Annotated in this window: 18 protein-coding genes; 14 read left to right on the top strand and 4 right to left on the bottom strand. The window is 27.7% G+C overall.

Annotated features, from left to right (window positions below):
- The first annotated feature begins 91 nt into the window (after positions 1-91).
- Entirely contained in the window at positions 92-1837 is a 1746-nt protein-coding gene (locus QP548_RS02700; RefSeq protein WP_061428758.1) for a hypothetical protein, read from the top strand.
- A 252-nt stretch (positions 1838-2089) separates the two neighbouring features.
- On the opposite strand, the gene QP548_RS02705 is transcribed toward QP548_RS02700, so the two are convergent.
- Both QP548_RS02705 and QP548_RS02710 read right to left on the bottom strand, forming a co-directional pair.
- A complete protein-coding gene (locus tag QP548_RS02705) occupies positions 2090-2293 on the bottom strand; it encodes a DUF378 domain-containing protein (protein WP_003471570.1) in 204 nt (67 codons plus the stop codon).
- Positions 2294-2400: 107 nt separating this feature from the next.
- Entirely contained in the window at positions 2401-2871 is a 471-nt protein-coding gene (locus QP548_RS02710; protein WP_003449697.1) for an Lrp/AsnC ligand binding domain-containing protein, read from the bottom strand.
- Between the two features lie 237 nt (positions 2872-3108).
- Here QP548_RS02710 and QP548_RS02715 point away from each other — a divergent pair, with 237 nt between their 5' ends.
- A complete protein-coding gene (locus tag QP548_RS02715) occupies positions 3109-3441 on the top strand; it encodes a hypothetical protein (RefSeq protein ID WP_011590927.1) in 333 nt (110 codons plus the stop codon).
- A gap of 27 nt (positions 3442-3468) precedes the next feature.
- Here QP548_RS02715 and QP548_RS02720 read toward each other — a convergent pair whose 3' ends face one another.
- Positions 3469-4470 carry a CehA/McbA family metallohydrolase gene (locus tag QP548_RS02720; RefSeq protein ID WP_003459762.1) on the bottom strand — a complete coding sequence of 334 codons (1002 nt, stop codon included), beginning with the start codon at positions 4468-4470 and terminating at the stop codon, positions 3469-3471.
- A 248-nt stretch (positions 4471-4718) separates the two neighbouring features.
- Here QP548_RS02720 and QP548_RS02725 point away from each other — a divergent pair, with 248 nt between their 5' ends.
- The 3 genes from QP548_RS02725 (at position 4719) to QP548_RS02735 (ending at position 6986) form a co-directional block, all read left to right on the top strand.
- Positions 4719-5222 carry a gamma carbonic anhydrase family protein gene (locus QP548_RS02725; RefSeq protein WP_061428757.1) on the top strand — a complete coding sequence of 168 codons (504 nt, stop codon included), beginning with the start codon at positions 4719-4721 and terminating at the stop codon, positions 5220-5222.
- A gap of 11 nt (positions 5223-5233) precedes the next feature.
- Positions 5234-6076, top strand: a complete 843-nt coding sequence (locus tag QP548_RS02730) for a S1 RNA-binding domain-containing protein (RefSeq protein ID WP_061428756.1) — start codon at positions 5234-5236, stop codon at positions 6074-6076.
- A 109-nt stretch (positions 6077-6185) separates the two neighbouring features.
- Positions 6186-6986, top strand: a complete 801-nt coding sequence (locus QP548_RS02735) for a hypothetical protein (protein ID WP_061428755.1) — start codon at positions 6186-6188, stop codon at positions 6984-6986.
- Positions 6987-7079: 93 nt separating this feature from the next.
- Here QP548_RS02735 and spoVB read toward each other — a convergent pair whose 3' ends face one another.
- Positions 7080-8609: a stage V sporulation protein B gene (gene spoVB, locus QP548_RS02740; protein WP_061428754.1), complete on the bottom strand. Its 1530-nt coding sequence runs from the start codon at positions 8607-8609 to the stop codon at positions 7080-7082.
- A 147-nt stretch (positions 8610-8756) separates the two neighbouring features.
- On the opposite strand from spoVB, the gene QP548_RS02745 reads away from it, so the two are divergent.
- The 9 genes from QP548_RS02745 to QP548_RS02785 all read left to right on the top strand — a co-directional run bounded on the left by QP548_RS02745 (position 8757) and on the right by QP548_RS02785 (position 17407).
- Positions 8757-10043 carry a PQQ-dependent sugar dehydrogenase gene (locus QP548_RS02745; RefSeq protein WP_061428753.1) on the top strand — a complete coding sequence of 429 codons (1287 nt, stop codon included), beginning with the start codon at positions 8757-8759 and terminating at the stop codon, positions 10041-10043.
- A gap of 146 nt (positions 10044-10189) precedes the next feature.
- Entirely contained in the window at positions 10190-10792 is a 603-nt protein-coding gene (locus QP548_RS02750) for a hypothetical protein (RefSeq protein WP_061428752.1), read from the top strand.
- Positions 10692-12371: a B12-binding domain-containing radical SAM protein gene (locus QP548_RS02755; protein WP_061428751.1), complete on the top strand. Its 1680-nt coding sequence runs from the start codon at positions 10692-10694 to the stop codon at positions 12369-12371. The genes QP548_RS02750 and QP548_RS02755 overlap by 101 nt, the downstream gene beginning before the upstream one ends.
- 276 nt (positions 12372-12647) lie before the next feature.
- Positions 12648-12974 carry a V-type ATP synthase subunit H gene (locus tag QP548_RS02760; protein WP_003449527.1) on the top strand — a complete coding sequence of 109 codons (327 nt, stop codon included), beginning with the start codon at positions 12648-12650 and terminating at the stop codon, positions 12972-12974.
- A complete protein-coding gene (locus tag QP548_RS02765) occupies positions 12961-14910 on the top strand; it encodes a V-type ATP synthase subunit I (protein ID WP_061428750.1) in 1950 nt (649 codons plus the stop codon). The genes QP548_RS02760 and QP548_RS02765 overlap by 14 nt, the downstream gene beginning before the upstream one ends.
- Positions 14911-14964: 54 nt before the next feature.
- On the top strand, positions 14965-15459 hold the full coding sequence (locus QP548_RS02770) for a V-type ATP synthase subunit K (RefSeq protein ID WP_011592554.1): 495 nt from the start codon (positions 14965-14967) through the stop codon (positions 15457-15459).
- A 27-nt stretch (positions 15460-15486) separates the two neighbouring features.
- Positions 15487-16083 (top strand): V-type ATP synthase subunit E, encoded by a 597-nt coding sequence (locus QP548_RS02775; RefSeq protein WP_003449544.1) that lies wholly within the window; start codon positions 15487-15489, stop codon positions 16081-16083.
- Between the two features lie 12 nt (positions 16084-16095).
- Positions 16096-17103, top strand: coding sequence for a V-type ATP synthase subunit C (locus QP548_RS02780; RefSeq protein ID WP_003471636.1), 1008 nt, complete (start codon positions 16096-16098; stop codon positions 17101-17103).
- On the top strand, positions 17090-17407 hold the full coding sequence (locus QP548_RS02785) for a V-type ATP synthase subunit F (RefSeq protein WP_003449642.1): 318 nt from the start codon (positions 17090-17092) through the stop codon (positions 17405-17407). Before QP548_RS02780 ends, QP548_RS02785 begins: the two co-directional genes overlap by 14 nt.
- The last annotated feature ends 3 nt before the right edge of the window (positions 17408-17410 follow it).

Raw genomic sequence — 17410 nt, forward strand, 5'->3', positions numbered from 1 at the left:
GAAAATTTTTGGAAAGATACAACTTTAGTGATATAATTGAATTGGAGATATTCATCTTTAAACTTGTAAAAAATAAAAAGGGGGCTTAATAATGAAAAAAGAATTTTGCTTAAAGCATGGAAAAGTAACTATGAACTTTACTGCAAAGTATTGTGATAGTTTTGAATCCATAATAAATAGCGAAGGATTTAGAAAAGTTTTAGAAACTTATTTAAAAAAGACTAAAAATAAAAAGAGTCATAATTTTAGATTCTTAAGCGAAGCCATAGGTACTGAAGACATAAAGGTTATATCTAGGTACTTAATAAGCACATTAAAGCTATTATCTATGATGGGGGCTGATGAGGTATTAGTTGTTAATGACGCTTTTGAAGGATTGCTTGAGGATAAGAAATCTTTTGCTAATATTATAGATGATGTCTATTCATTCTGGAGAAAGTTAGAAAGATACACTGTTATTCAAAATAATAAAGTAAAAGATGGTATTGCAGCAGTTGGATTTGTAGATGCTAATAAAAGTTTTAATGATTTAATTTTAAGATTTTACAGAAGACTTCAAAAGAATCTATTAGGAAGTATGCCAAACATACTTAGGCAGGTTTCTGCTGGTGGAAATGCAAGTATTATGGTAAGTAATTTAATATGGCCAAGTCCAAGGGAATATTCCATACTAGATCATATTCCATTTATAGATGCAATATCCTTAGAAGCACCATTTATAACTTATCCAAGTAAGAATACTAGGGATGGTATATTCTTAGAAACAAGTGAAAATCCATTAAGTGGATCTCATATAAATAGTGAAGAATGGTTTTGTTATCCTGCTAAGGTAGGGGAATTATTAGCATATGTATATTTCCATAGAGATTTTATGTCTCATGGAATAAGTTTATGTAATTTGTTTGATTTAGCAACTGTAGAGGAGTGCAGAGGGGTAAAACCAGATATTATTTATGTTTTCGGAGCTAAGGATGATGATGATGAATTAAAAACTTGTTTCTATGATGATGAAAAAAATAATATCATGCTAGGGTATGCTAATTATAGTGAAGAAATAGATTACTTTGGATATATGAAAAAAATGATATTAACTCTTCACAATATAATAATGATAAAAAGAGGATATATGCCTATTCATGGAGCTATGGTCAACGTGGTTCTTAAAAATGGAAAAGAAGCTAATATTGTAATAATGGGTGATAGTGGAGCTGGAAAATCTGAAAGTTTAGAAGCATTTAGAGCCTTGAGTGAAGAATATATAAGTGATATGACCATAATTTTTGATGACATGGGTGTATTTAAAAATGTAGATGGCATAATTAAGGGGTATGGAACTGAAATAGGAGCCTTTGTAAGACTTGATGACTTGGATCAAGGATATGCATTTAAGGAAATTGATAGAAGTATATTTATGAATCCTGATAAGATAAATGCTAGACTTCTTATGCCAGTATGTAAGTATGATGATATAATAAAGGGATATGATGTAGATCTTTTCCTTTATGCTAATAATTATGATGGGGTAGATGAGGGAGAAAAATCTATTGAATATTTTAATAATCCAGAGGAAGCGAAGAAAATTTTTAAAGCTGGTGCTAGAATGGCAAAGGGAACAACTACTGAAAATGGCTTAGTGGAATCATATTTTGCTAATCCTTTTGGACCAGTGCAAAAGAAAGAAGAGATGGATTTAATAATAGATAAATATTTTGATGATATGTTTAATAATAAAGTGAAGGTTGGACAAATAAAAACTTGTTTAGGAGTTTTAGGTTTTGAAAAAGAAGGACCTAAAAAAGCAGCCATAGAACTTTTCAATATAATTGAAAAAATGTAAAATGGTATGTATAAAAGTAACTTTTTATAAAACTTACAAACATATTCTGAGAATTACTAGATTTCGCTAAGAATTTATAATTATTACTCCGAAGATATTACTAAAACTTCGAAACTTGCTACGCTTCGAACAGTCTCAGTTTTTTAACGTAATATCTTCTGCGTAATAATTTAAATTCTAAAGCTCATCTAGATATTCTCTTCATATTGTTTGTAAGTTTTATTTGTTATATTTTGATACAGACCCTTTATTTTAGTCTTTTATACGATTGAAATAACCGTAGAATGATAAGCAGTATAATCCTGCTAATCCTACTAATACATATATTGTTCTACTCCAAATAGAAGCTATTCCAAAGATTGAGTCTACTAAATTAAAATTCATGATACCAATTAGACCCCAATTTAGAGCACCTATTATTACTAAAGTAAGAGCAATAATATTTAATGTTTTCATTGTTAACACATCCTTTTCTAAGATATGTTAATATTATTAGTAGAAATTTGTATTTTATTCATAGTTAAAAATATAAAAAAAAGAAATAGCTTAAGCTATTTCTTTTTTTAAAGGGTTATATTTCTATCTATTGGTTGAGATAGAGATATAAATGTATCAGTTCCGCTTATTCCTTCAATATGATTAATTTTGTTCATTAAAATATCTTGAAGATCTGATATGCTCTTGCAAATAACCTTAGCGAAAATAGCATAACCCCCAGTTATTAAATGAATTTCAACTACTTCTTTAATTTTTGAAAGTTCATCAAAAACATGAGTGTATGATGAAGTTGAGTTAACATGAATACCAACGAAGCATGTAACGTCATAACCTAATTTAGGTAAATTTAAAAGTATTCTAGTACCTTTTATAATTCCTAAGTCTTCCATCTTTTTCATTCTAACATGGATTGTACCACCTGAAACGTGGCATATTCTTGCTATCTCTAAGTAAGGAGTTCTGCAATCTTTAATTAGGATATCTAAAATTTGTAAATCTAATTCATCTAAATGAGTTGATGTGTTTATTAAAGACATAGTATCACCTCTTTAAAATTTGAATAAAATGATAATTCTATTTTATCAAATTTTTTATAGAAATACTATATATACTTTTGAAAATCACAAATATATTTTTATTAATTTAACACATTAATAAAAATGATATTGTAAATGTTAATTTTATAAGAACAACTTTAAAAATTAAAAACTTGAAAATGTTTTTCTTTTAGACTAATATATTATATAAGGAGTATTATGCAAGGAGGCAAAACTATGGGAATATTTGTATTAATTTTACAAATAATACTTTTAGCAGTAGTGATTTTCGGGGGATTTTCATTATTAAGTAGATTTGTATTTAACAAAGTTAAAATTAATAAATGGATAATTTTAGCTGCAGCAATAATAATCTTCCTTATTCCTACGTTCATCCCTATGAATCAATGGATTGTGTTAGCAATTTCTGCAGTAGCAACTATATTATTCTTATGGTTCTTAGATATTCTTAGAAATGGATATCCAAAGCTTAAAAAAGAGAAAAAAGTTGTTATTAAACCAAAGGCAAAACCAAATAGAGTTAAACATAATAAGGATTCAAAAAAATAAACTCCATTATTAATGGAGTTTGTTTTTTTATTCATAATTAACAAAGATGGGAGAGGACATGGCCTCTTTATTGTTATTTAAATAAACTTTAGCTACAAACCAAGTTTCATTTAAAGAAACTTCCTTTTCAAAAATATATTTAACATTATGCAAATCTATATCTTTAATTTCTTTAATGATTTTTCCCTGGTTAGTTAAAAATTGAACTTTAGATATTTTGTTTATATGATCTTCAACTTGTAAATAGAGACTAATTTTTGAAGAGGAATCTACAGTTATTGTTCCTCCCATAAAGGTTGAATTTAAAGAAAATAGCATTTTTAAAGTTTTTGATTCCGTTGAAAATATATGTCTATTTTTAAATGCATCAAGTAAGGAGTTTTTATTTAATTTATGTGAAATTACGCAGGTTAAATTTTCGCTATCTCCTTGATTTAATTTGTGATTGTCTTGGGAATTTATAGCTCCTATTTTAAATCCCTTATCTAAAAGGGAGAAAAATTGAGAGTCATATCTTGTATAAGTACTAGGTGGGATTCCATTTCCAACCTCTATAGAACATAAAAGTTTATCTAAAATAGGAGTAAATTCAATTTTTTTAGCTATGGAATTTTTAGGATGATTAATACTAAGTAAGGCTGTGTGATCATTAATGAGCCAAAGTAATAGATATTTAATGTCTGGAATTATTCCAGTAAAAAATGTATTAGGACATAGGATATTTAAGTGACCTAAGGTTGTTGATTTAGCTTCAAAACCACATAAGGCTAAAAAATCAGAATGTTTTTTATTAAATTTATTTATACATTTATTTAAATACTCCCATTTTGAAATTTCTTTATTTTTTTCTTTGATAGTTTCGCTTAAATATTTATTATGATCAGTAATTATTAAAAAATCCAATCCATTAGAGCGAGCATGTTCTAGGGATTCATAAGGACTACTTTTTCCTGTTGATAAGGATGTATGGGAATGGGGAATTCCATAATAAAACTTAAGCTTATCAAAGGGTATAGATTTTTTATCCATTAATACCTCTTTATAAATATTAGTATAGTATATAATATTTATAATATTTAGATTAAATGTGTTTTATTTATTATTTTTATATATGATTTTTTAAGTATATAATGTTAAGTATATTTAAACTAAAGTATCTTAGTTTTTATTAGAGAAATCTTTACAATAGAAAAGATTAAATTAAGCATACAAAAGCATAAGTAGACATATTCTACTTTCATATGATAAAATTACAAGAATGACTAAGAGGTGATCATATGTTAATTGAAATTAGAGGAAAGAAGCCTGAAATAGGGGGAAAAACATTTATAGCTCACAGTAGTGATATCATTGGTGATGTTACTATAGGAAGAGATTGTGGAATTTGGTTTGGATCTGTAATAAGAGGAGACGATAATTTAATTAAAATAGGAAATGAAACCAATGTACAAGATAATGCAGTATTACATGTTGATAAGGAGCACACTATTGAAATTGGGAGTGGTGTTACTATAGGACATGGTGCTATAATACATGGGTGTAAGATAGAGGATGAATGCTTAATTGGTATGGGAGCAATAATACTAAATGGAGCAAAAATAGGAAAAAATACTATGATTGCTGCAGGAACTTTAGTAAGTCAAAACAAGGAAATACCAGAGGGCGTGTTAGTCATGGGAGTTCCAGGAAAGGTTGTTAGAAAACTTACTGAGGATGAAATTGAAAGTATAAAAAATTCAAGAAGAGAATATGTAAAGATGAAAAATCTTTATATTAAATAAAGGAGGAGCTTATGATAATAAACATAGGACAATTTAATAAAATGAAAGTAGTAAGAGAAGCGGATTTTGGATACTACTTAGACAGAGGAACTAGAAATACTTCTGATGATATATTAATTCCAACTGGAAATTTAGATGGAAGAGAAATTAAGGTTGGAGATGAAGTAGAAGCTTTTATCTATAGAGATTCTAGAGATAGACTTATAGCTACATTAAAAGAGCCTTTAGCTGTTGTAGGAGATGTTGCCTTATTAGAAGTTAAATCTGTTACTAAAATAGGTGCTTTTGTAGACTTTGGTTTAGAAAGAGATATACTTGTTCCATTAAAAGAGCAAAAATACAAAATGGAAGAGGGTAAAAAGTACTTAGTATATATTTATGTAGATAAAACAGGAAGATTAGCAGCAACAACAGAGGTAGATAAATATTTAGATGAAATAGAAGAACCTAAAATGGGAACTGAAGTTTCAGGAATAGTTTATGGATATCAAACTAATGGATCTTTAAGAGTGGCAATAGATAATAAACATAGAGCTGTGGTTCTTAAAAATGAATATTTTACAAATATTAAACCTGGAGATAATATAAAAGGTAAGATAATAAAGGTTTATGAAGATGGAATAGTAGGATTATCTTTAAGAAATCATAAACTTAAGGAAAGAAATGAATTAGGAGACACTATATTAAATTACTTAAAAGAAAATGGTGGAGTTATGAGCTTAAATGATAAGAGTACTCCAGATGAAATAAGAAATACTTTTAAAACTTCTAAAAATTACTTTAAAATGGCCTTAGGTGGACTTATGAAAAAAGGTTTAATTGAGCAAGATGAATTTGGTACTAGATTAAAATAATAAAAAAAGAGCTATATGGAGTTTTTACTCTATATAGCTCTTTTTTATTACTATAAGTAGTATAAAAAATAATTTTTAGGGGATTTTATTGGTATAGGTGGTGAATTTTATGAGGAAAATAAAAGTAAATAGAATAATATTTCTTATAAGTTTAATATCATGTTTATTCATTGGAGGTAATACTGCTTTGGCAAAGGAAAATCCTAATACTATAGAATTTCTAAGCTATGATGAAGAAATCTTAATTTTAAGAAGTAATGATGAAACTGTTCTTATAAGCGAAGGTGATAATGTAGAGGGAATCATAGAAGGAATAAATAAAGAAAATTTAAAGGAATTTGATTTGTTTGTTTTAAGATCTATGGAAGAAGAAACTGATGAACTTATAAAAACTTTGATAAATAAAAGTAGTGTAAAGAAAATACTTCTTCCCACTTTAAAGGGAGTAAGTGAAGAGGTAAGTAATCTTACAAAGAAAAAAAATATAGAAATAGCATCTATGGAAGAGGGATTTAACTATAACAAGGAAAGCATTTCTTTAAATGCAAAGAAAGTAGAGAATTCTAAGGAAGGTATGATTTTTGCTACTATAGATAATATTAAGCTAGCTGTTTTATCAGAAGAGGCTTATGACAGTGCAATTAACCTTAGTAATATAGAAGATTGTAGAGTTGAGATTTTAAATTTAATTGACTCAGAGAAAGAAAATAAAAAAGAAGTAAAAAAATTAGTTAAGAGATTAAAACCTTTAGTTATAATAGAGGATTTAGATAATGGGAAATCCATAGAAAAGTTAGGAGTAAAACATTATAACTTAAATGAAGAAAAAGGATTAAAAATAATGAGAGTTCTTGGAGAAACTAAAGAGTTCAAGGTTCTTTCAAAAAAGGAAGGCTATACATCAAAATAACTTTTTATAAAACTTACAAACATATTCCGAGAATTACTAGATATTCTCTTCATACTGTTTGTAAGTTTTATTATTATATTTTGATATAGCCTCCTATCTGCTTTTTAAAGAGATTTTTCTAAACCTCGATGAGAATTTCTCCTTTATTATTAAAAATATGAATATAGAAGCTGCTATAGAAGTTACAGCTAAAACTTGAACTCTAAAATCAATAAAAGAAAGTTTTAGTGAAAGTGGACTTAAGCATATATAGGTTAAAACTCCTGTTAATATATATATTAAAAAGTTTGATAAGGATAAACCTATATTTATATTTTTATATATTTCATAAAGGTTTAAACAAAGAGAAAGTGATGAAATTACAAGCATAGTTATTGCATAACCATAAATATTTATAGATGGTATTGCAGTTAAGAAAAATAACAATGTAACTTCTAAAACTTCTGTTATTATAGTATTTCTTAAAATTACATTTTGTCTTCCAAGTCCATTTAAAATTCCATACATAGTATTTGAAGTAAATACTATTGGCATCATTACTGAGGTTATTCTTATATATTCTCCTAAATCATCTCTTCCAAAGAATAATTTACCTAAAGAGTCAGGAACACATAGGCCAATTACTGTGGTACAAATACCTATTAAAAAAGCTATTTTAATAACATCTCTAATTCTTTTAGTAGCTGAAAGATAATTCCCTTTACTTAAAGTTTGAGATAAATCAGGTATTAGCATAGTATTTATTGAAGAAACTATAATTATAGGAAAAGTTACTATGGACATAGCCATGGAAGAATATTTTCCTATAAGAGAAAGTGCTTGGGAATAAGTAAATCCTGCAACTATAAGCCGTTTAGGAACTAAAAGTGTTGATATAACGCTAAAAATACTCATTAAAAATCCATTTAAGCATAAAGGTACTGAGGTTACTAAAACATCAAATAATAATTGAGCACGGCTTTCCCCCTTTGCATTTGTTTTTGGAAATTTACTCATTGAGTATTTAAAATAGCCAAATAAAAGTATTAAACTTTGTAGTTCTCCAAGACATAAGGCTAAGTAAGCTAAAGTAACTAAAGACTCTAAAGTTTCAGCTTTAAATATAAAAATTAATATAGCTAAAACAAAGATACGTAAAGATTTTTCTAAAATATCTATAAAAGAAGGAACAGTAATTTTTGAAGTCCCATAGAAAAATCCCTTTAATATGTTTGAAAGTGCTATAAATATCATAGCTGGACAAGTTACCATTATAGATTTTATTATTCTAGGATCCTTAGCCCAAAAATGTCCGATTATAGGTGATAAGAAAAATACAAATATTCCTATTATAAGACACCAAATAAAGTTAAAAATAGCCACAACTTTCATTGTTCGAATTATGTTTTTATAATCATCTCTTGCTGAATATACAGCAGTTATCTTAGAAATGGATGCAATTATACCAGCTGTCATAATTGATATAAATAAATTATAAATAGGCATTATAATACCATAGAGTCCCATTCCTTCAGGGCCTAGTACCTTTGATAGGTACATAGAAAAGATAAAACCTAATAATCCAGTTGTTAAGTTAGAGGCTGTTAGCATGAAAGAGTTTTTATAGAAATCATTTTTACTCAATGAATCACCACCCTATTTAAAAGTTCAATAATAATGAATATTCACAACTTATGTTAAATATTCATTATATAGGAGGTAATTATTATTAATTATCTATGAGTTTCTAATTATTAAAATTTATTATTGAGGCTTTTTTAGGGAGGAAATATGAAGAATGTTATAAAGTTTATAAGTTTAATTTTAATTAGTGCATTACTAGGAAGTATAATATGTTTTTTTACTAATAAAGATGGTAAATATTTAGAAAGTGAAAGTTTTAGTGAAGAGTTAATACTAAAGGGATTAAAGGGAGCAAGAGCCTTATGTAATGATGAAGAGAATATTTATATAGCATTAGAAAATAAGATTTTGAAAATAGATAGAAATAATAATGTGTTTTTAGAATTAAAAGAAGAGGGAAATATATATGATTTAGAATATTATAATGAATTTTTATATTATACTTTAGATGAAAAGTTAGTATCTTATAATATAAAAAGTTCAGAAAGAGAAGTTTTAATTGAGGATATTCCTAATAAGGGTATAAATAAAGAGGATACTAGGATTTTAATAAATGATGGAAAGCTTTATTTAACCATAGGAACTTCTACAAATTCTGGAATAGTAGATGAAGAGGGAGAAAATCCTGATATTCCTCCAGTAGATATTGTTTTAAGTGGAAGAAATTATGATGAAAATAAAAAAGGAGCTTTTGTGCCCTATAATACTAAGACAGTAAAGGGAGAAAAAATAAAAGGAAATATATTAGGAAATGGAGCTATTATAGAATTTAATATAGAGAGCAAGAAAAAGCAATTATATTCTTATGGAATAAGAAATGTTAAAGGCTTTGATTTAAATAGTTCAGGAGAAATTTTTGCAATTGTTGGAGGAATGGAAGATGAGGGGTATAGACCTTTAAGTGGAGATTCAGATTATATATATAAAATAGAAGGAAAGGGAACTTGGTATGGTTGGCCAGATTATAGTGGAGGAGATCCAGTTAATTCTCCAAGATTTAGAGAAGAAGGAAAACCTATAATTAATTTTATAACAGATGAACATAAAAGCTATGTAATGCCAAAGCCACTATACCAAAGTGAAGGCACTAGAAATATAAATACATTATTAATAGATAGAAAAGGAACAATTTTAGAAGATGAGAATTCATTTTTATTCTTTAACAATAAAAATAATACTCTTTCAAAATTGTTAAAAGAGGGAGAGGTTAAAGAATTAATATATTTAGATAAAAATTCATATATAAATGATATGAAGATAATAGGGGACAATCTTTATATATTAGATGGGAATAAGGGTGTACTTTTTAGACTAGAAAAAAGTAACACTATAAATAACACACCTATTTATAGTTACTTTATTATATTAGGAATAAACTTTATATTCATTGGAGTTTTAGGTATTAAGTTCCTACTATCTTTAAAGAAAAAATAAATTAAGTAGTTGCTTTGAATTTTTAAATATAAAAAAATAATTATAAAAAATAAAATTATAAGAGTAATTTTTTCTAATAAGCATAGAAAGAATTACTCTTTAAATGTATAATAGAAATTAATATGGAATAAATTGGGAGTGGTATTATGATGAGAGAAGTTATACTTGATATGAGTAACATAAATTTTAAAGGTAACACTTTAGATGTTGGTATAAATAACTATGGAATTATTTATAATATTTTAAAGCAAACAGAAAGTGAAATAAGTGTAGATTATTATGTTGAAAGTTTTAATGGAGAATATAGAAATCAATATGATAATGGTGTGCTTTTCTTTTCCTTAAGTCAATTGCATAAGAATGAGGTTGAAGATGTTATAAAAAACATATGGAGTAATGTAAGATTTGGAGGAAACTTATATATATGGGATAGAGAAAAGCAAAAAAAAGAAACTGTAAATGATAAGGTTAAAGTTTTAATGACGGGAAATAAAGAAAAAGAGTTTGAATTTATAGACAATAGTATTTCTAATGAGTTTACAATAGATAGCTCAAAAAAAATACTTGAAAAATATTTTGAAATAGAGGAAACTAAAGTTTGTGATAAAATAATATTTATCAAAGGAATAAAGAGAGGAAGTATAAAGAATGAAAATACTGCTAACAGCAATAAACTCAAAGTACATTCACAGCAACCTAGCAGTGAGGTACCTGAAGGCATTTACAAAGGATTTAGATTTCCAAGGTGATATAAAAGAATTTTCAATAAATGATAGAGTTGAGAATATTTTAGAAGGTATTATTGAGGAGAAACCAGATGTAGTGGCTTTCTCCTGTTACATATGGAATATGGAATTTGTAAATAGACTAGCTGAACTTATAAAACTTGTTGATCCTAATATAGAAATACTTTATGGTGGACCAGAAGTTTCTTATGAAGGAAAAGAATTTTTAGAAAATCATCCAGGTGAATATGTAATAGTAGGAGAAGGAGAAAAAACTTTTAGAGAGTTTGTTCTTTATAAGCTTGGAGAAGGAAAAATAGAAGATATAAAAGGATTAAATTATAAGAGGGATGGGAAAGTCTTTGAAAATCCTAAAAGGCCTGAAATGGATATGAATGAATTAGTATTCCCTTATACTTATGAAGAAGATATAAACAATAAGATTGTTTACTATGAAGCTTCAAGGGGATGTCCTTTTAAATGTAAATATTGTCTTTCATCTGTAATGCATGGAGTTAGGTTCTTAGATGTAGAAAGAGTAAAGAAAGAACTAAAATACTTCATGGAAAGAGGATTAAAATTAGTTAAGTTTGTTGATAGAACTTTTAACTGTAATAGAGAATATACAGTGGAGCTTCTTAAATATTTAAGCGAACAGGATACAGAGACAAGATTCCATTTTGAGGTTGCAGCAGACCTTTTAACAGAGGAGCAAATAGAAATATTAAATAATGCTCCAAAGGGAAGATTCCAATTAGAGGTTGGAGTTCAAACTACAAATAATGAAGTCCTACATAATATAAATAGATATATTACATATGAAAATATAAAAGAGAAAGTATTAAAAGTTGCATCAGGAAAAAATGTAATGCAACATTTAGATTTAATTGCAGGACTACCAGGAGAAGATTTAGAGTCATTTAAAAAATCTTTTAATGATGTTCATGCCATAAGACCAGATGAAATTCAATTAGGTTTCCTAAAATTATTAAAGGGATCTTCAATGAGAGAGGAAGCTGAAAAATGGGGAATAGTTTATTCACCTTATGCTCCATATGAAATAATCAGAAGTAAAGATATAAGTTATGAAGAGCTTTTATTGTTAAAAAAAGTAGAAGCCATGGTTGATAAATATTATAATTCATGTAAGTTTAACAATGTAATTAAATTCTTCTTAAATATATATGAGAAACCTTTTGATTTTTATTATGACTTAGCTATGTTCTTTGAAGAGAAGGGTAATTTCAAGAGAAGTATAGGAAATGTTGAATATTATAAGATATTATTAGATTTTTATCTTGAGAAGATAGGAGGAGAGGATGAAGGTCTATTTAAGGAAGTTTTAAAATTTGATTATTTATGCTTTAATAAAAAGAGATGGTTACCAGACTTTTTAGTTAGAACAATTACTAAAGATGATGAACAAAATATAAAAGATAGTTTTGATAGACAAATGCCATTTAAAAAAGCTCATATAGAAAAATTTGAATTAGATATAATTAATTACATTAAAAATGGGAAAATTAACTTTGAACCAAAATATCTTATATTTGATGAAATGAATTTTGACTATGATTCATATGTAGAAGTGGAAAAGAAATAAATGGAAAATTAAAAAATATTAGTATATTAGTCGTATTAATATACAATATGAAAAGATATTAATACGACTTTTTTGTAAATGTTAATAATTTTAATCTTTTATTCAAAAAAATGTAATGTGGATTTTTGCAAAAAAACCTTTGAAAATGTATACAATCATAAAATTATGTTGAATTAAGTTAATTTTCATGTATAATTAATATTAAGGGTTAATTAATACTATATAAAGTATTAATATATATTTTATAAAAATTCCTTATATAAAGGTGGTGAAACTTTGGCAATAGAAGCAATAAAAGAAATTAAAAAAGTTGAATTGCAAGCTGATGAAATGATTAAAAAAGCTCATGAGCAAAGCAAAAAAATAATTTCTGATGCAACAATAGAAGCTGATGAAAGATATAACTCAATAATAGAAGAAGCTAAAAATGTTGCAAGAGGAATTGTTAGCAATGCAGAGGAAGCCGGAAGAAAAGAGGCTGAGGTCATACTTTCAGAAGGTGAAAAACAATGTGCTGAGGTATCAAGTCTTAAAGGTTCTAAGATTGATTCAGCAGTAAATTTAGTTATTGAGAGGATTGTGAAAACTAATGGCAATAGTTAAGATGAATAAATTCACCTTACTTGCCTTTGAATCAGAGAAAGAAAAGCTTCTTAAAAAAATTCAAAGTTCTTCAGAAGTTGAGTTCATAAACTTACAAGATGAAGAAAAAGTGGAAGGCAATGAAGTCTTTGAATCTCTTAGCAAAGATGATTTAGATGCTGAAACAACTCTTATAGAAGAAAATGTTTCAAAAACAAGATCAGCTTTAGACTTCTTAAAAGAGTTTGTTGCTGAAGTTGGAGGACTTAAGGCTTTAAAAGCTGGTAAAGAAAGCTTAACTTTGGATGAGCTAGAAGTAAAGGTTGAAAATAGCAACTGGGAAGTCGTTTATTCAGAGGTTAAGAAAATGGAGAGAGAGCTTGCTACTCTAGAAAACGAAAAGACAAAACTTTTAGGTGAAATAGAAATCTTAGAGCCATGGCAAAGTTTCGATGCTCCACTAGGTGAATTAAATAATTTTGAAAAAGTAGTTGCGTTCTTAGGTGTGATTTCAAGTCAAAATCTTGAAAACATGAAGAATGAAATTGAAAGCGAATTCAAGGAAAGTTATATAGAAGTTATTTCTAACACTGACCAAGATTCATATGTCTTTGTAATGACAATGAAAGAAAGAGCTGAAGAAATGGACGAAGTTTTAAAGAACTTTGGTTTTTCAGCGTTCCAAACTAAGTACAAAGAAAAAGCTTCAGTTCTTGTTGAAGAGTTTAAATTAAAGATACAAGAAATCGAAGCTCAAAAATCAGACTTAAAAGGAGTACTTTCAAATTACAGAGAAGAAAAGAGAACTTTAGAACTAGCTTATGAATATTACAGCAACATACTTCTTAGAAAAGAAGCAAGTGAAAACTTCTTAAAAACAGATAGAGTAGTTGTTATTCAAGGTTGGGTTCCTAAAAATGATAATTCTTCTTTAGAAGGAATCATTCAAAGTTCAGTAGGAGATATGTATTATCTTGAGTTTGAAGAAGTTAAGGAAGAAGAGGTTGCAGAAGTTCCAGTTAAATTACACAATAAGGGACCAGCAGCAGCTTTCGATTCAATAACAGAAATGTATAGCTTACCAAGATATGATGAAATAGACCCTACACCACTTTTAACACCTTTCTACCTAGTATTCTTCGGCATGATGGTTGCAGATTTAGGATACGGACTAGTATTATTTATAGGATCACTATTAGCTATGAAATTACTTAATTTAGATGAGGCACAAGAAAAGTTTGCTAAATTCTTTATGTATTTAAGTATAGCTACAACTATTGCAGGTGCAATATTTGGTACTGCCTTTGGATTTGAATTGAAATCTATAGGGCTTATAAATCCAAGTAAAGATACCAACTTGTTACTTATGTTATCAGTTGGATTTGGGGTTATTCAAATATTCTTTGGATTATTTATAAAAGCGTATATGTTAATCAGAGATAAGCAATATTTATATGCTTTATTTGATGTAGGATCATGGATTATGCTTTTAATAGGTCTTCCAATGATATTCTTTGATGGTCCTATAAGCTTAGTAGGTAAAGTATTATCAATAGTAGGTTCAATATTAATAATCTTAACACAAGGTAGAGATGAAGAAACAAAAGGTGCTCAAATAGGTCAAGGTTTATATGCCTTATACGGTATAACAGGATACGTAGGAGACTTAGTATCATATACAAGACTTATGGCTTTAGGTATTGCAGGTGGATCAATAGCAGCTGCACTTAACCTAATAATAGGTATGTTCCCAGGAATAGCAGTTATAATTGTAGGACCTCTATTCTTTATAGCAGCTCATACATTTAACATGCTTTTATCATTACTTGGAGCATATGTTCATACAGCGAGATTACAGTACGTTGAGTACTTCTCAAAATTCTATGAAGGTGGCGGAAAAGCATTCACACCATTTAGAACAATAAATAAATTCATAACAATAAAAAGAAATAAATAAATTATAGTTAAAATTAAATTAAAATAACATTATATTTTCAGGAGGAATTAAATTATGGAAAACTGGATTTCATATTTTATGGCAAATTACGGAGGATTAATATTTGGAGCTTTAGGTATAGCTTTAGCTGTAGGTATGTCAGGTATAGGATCAGCTAAAGGTGTTGGTATAGTTGGGGAAGCAGCAGCGGGATTAGTTACTGAAGAACCAGAAAAGTTTGGTAAAGCATTAGTTCTTGAATTATTACCAGGTACACAAGGTCTTTATGGATTCGTTATAGGTTTCTTAGTATTTAACCAAATCAGTAATGGTGATGCATCATTAGCTAAAGGATTATACTTATTATTTGCTTGTTTACCAATAGCTATCGCTGGATTATGGTCAGGTATATCTCAAGGTAAAGCAGCTGCAGCTGGTATCCAAATCTTAGCTAAAAGACCAGAGCACAATACTAAAGGTATCATATTCGCAGCAATGGTTGAAACATATGCATTATTAGGATTCGTTATATCATTCTTATTAGTAAATGGTGCAAGCGTAATAAAATAGTAAGCAAAGATTGGAGAAGTGAAGGGAATGTCAAATTTAAATAATTTAACTTCCAAGATTCTAAATGATGCTGAAGAAAAGAAAAAGTATATATTAGCTGACGCTGAAGCACAAAAAGATAAAATAATATCTAAGAAAACTAATAGAGCAGAAGCGGATAAAGAAGAAATAATAACTAAAGCTAATATAGAAGCAGAAGTTAAAAAAGCAAGAATAATTTCAAATGCTAAATTATCAGTAAGAAATGATATGTTAAGAGCTAAGCAAGACGTTATATCAAAAGTATTTAACGAAGCTATAGAAAAATTACAAAATCTTTCTAATGGAGATTATAAATATTATGTTATTTCAACTTTAGATTCTTTAGAGTTAGAAGGAACAGAAGTTATTATAATCAATGAAAAAGATAAAGATATATTTAGCAATGAGTTCTTGGAAGCATTAAATAAAGAACTTGAATCTAAAGGAAAAAAAGGAAGTATTACATTAAATATGGAAGGCAAATTTAATGGTGGCTTCATATTAGATAGAAATGGAATACAAATAAATAATACCTTTGAAGCTTTAATTAACTCTTTAAGAGGAGAGTTAGAGTTTGAGGTGAACAAAGTATTATTTGATTAAGGAGGATGAAGAATGGATTCAATGCAATTTTTGCAATTAATTCCTAGAATCAGAGTATACGAAAAGAAACTCCTTGATAAAGCTCAAATAGAAAGAATGATAGATGCAAACACTTCAGAAGGTGCATTAAAAGTTCTACAAGAAACAGAGTATGCAGCATTTATGAATGAAGTAAGAAGACCAGATGATTATGAAATTCTTTTATCAAATGAGTTAGTTAGATTATATAAAACTATGTATGAAGCTAGTCCTTTAAAAGAAATCATAGATGTTATGGCTTTAAAATATGACTATCATAACATAAAAGTGTTAGTTAAGGGGAAAATCTTAGATAAAGATTTTTCCCAAATGCTAATACCAGTTGGTATGGTAGGAGTAAATGATTTAAAATCTGCAATAAATGGAGAAGATTTTGGTAGACTTCCTAAGAAAATGGAAGAGTGCTTAAGAAAAATATTTGAAAAGTTTGAGGAAACTAATGATCCTCAATTCATAGATTTAATCGCAGATCAATACTTATATGCTCATATTCATGAAATTGCAAATAAGAAAAATATAAAAGATAAGGCTTTAGATAGATATCTTACTAATCTTATAGATTTAAATAATGTTAAAACATTATTAAGAGCTAAAAAGCAAGATAAAAATGTTAACTTCTTTTTAGATGCTATAGTACCAGGCGGTAGTATAGATGCAAGTAAGTTTAGAAGTTTATACTTAGATACAATCGAAAATATTCCAAACAACTTAAGTAGTAAAGAATATTCACAAGTACTAAGAGAAGGTATAGCTAGTTACATAGAGACTTCATCAGTTAGTGAATTTGAAAAGCTTATTGATAATCACATAATGAGTATAATGAAGGAAGCTAAAATAGTAACTAAAGGTTTAGAGCCAGTTTTAACATATATGTATGTTAAAGAGAATGAAATAAAGCAAATAAGAACTATCATGGTTGGTAAATTAAACAATATTACTAAGGAAGTAATAAGAGAAAGGCTGCGTGATGGATATGTATAAGAAAATAGGAGTTGTAGGTGATAAAGATTCAGTTTTAGCTTTCAAAGCTCTTGGAATAGATGTGTTCCCTGTAGTTGAAGATGAAGAAGCTAGAAAAACAATTGATAAGCTTGCAATGACAGGTTATGCAGTAATCTTTGTTACAGAGCACGTAGCTAAGAATATAGAAGAAACTATCGAGAGATATACAAGACAAGTACTTCCTGCTGTAATATTAATTCCAAGCAATCAAGGAACTCTAAATATAGGAAAACAAAGAATATCAGATAACGTTGAAAAAGCAGTTGGCGTTAACATTTTATAGAAA

The organism is Clostridium sp. UMB9555A (genome assembly GCF_030222355.1).
Lineage (GTDB): Bacteria > Bacillota > Clostridia > Clostridiales > Clostridiaceae > Sarcina > Sarcina perfringens.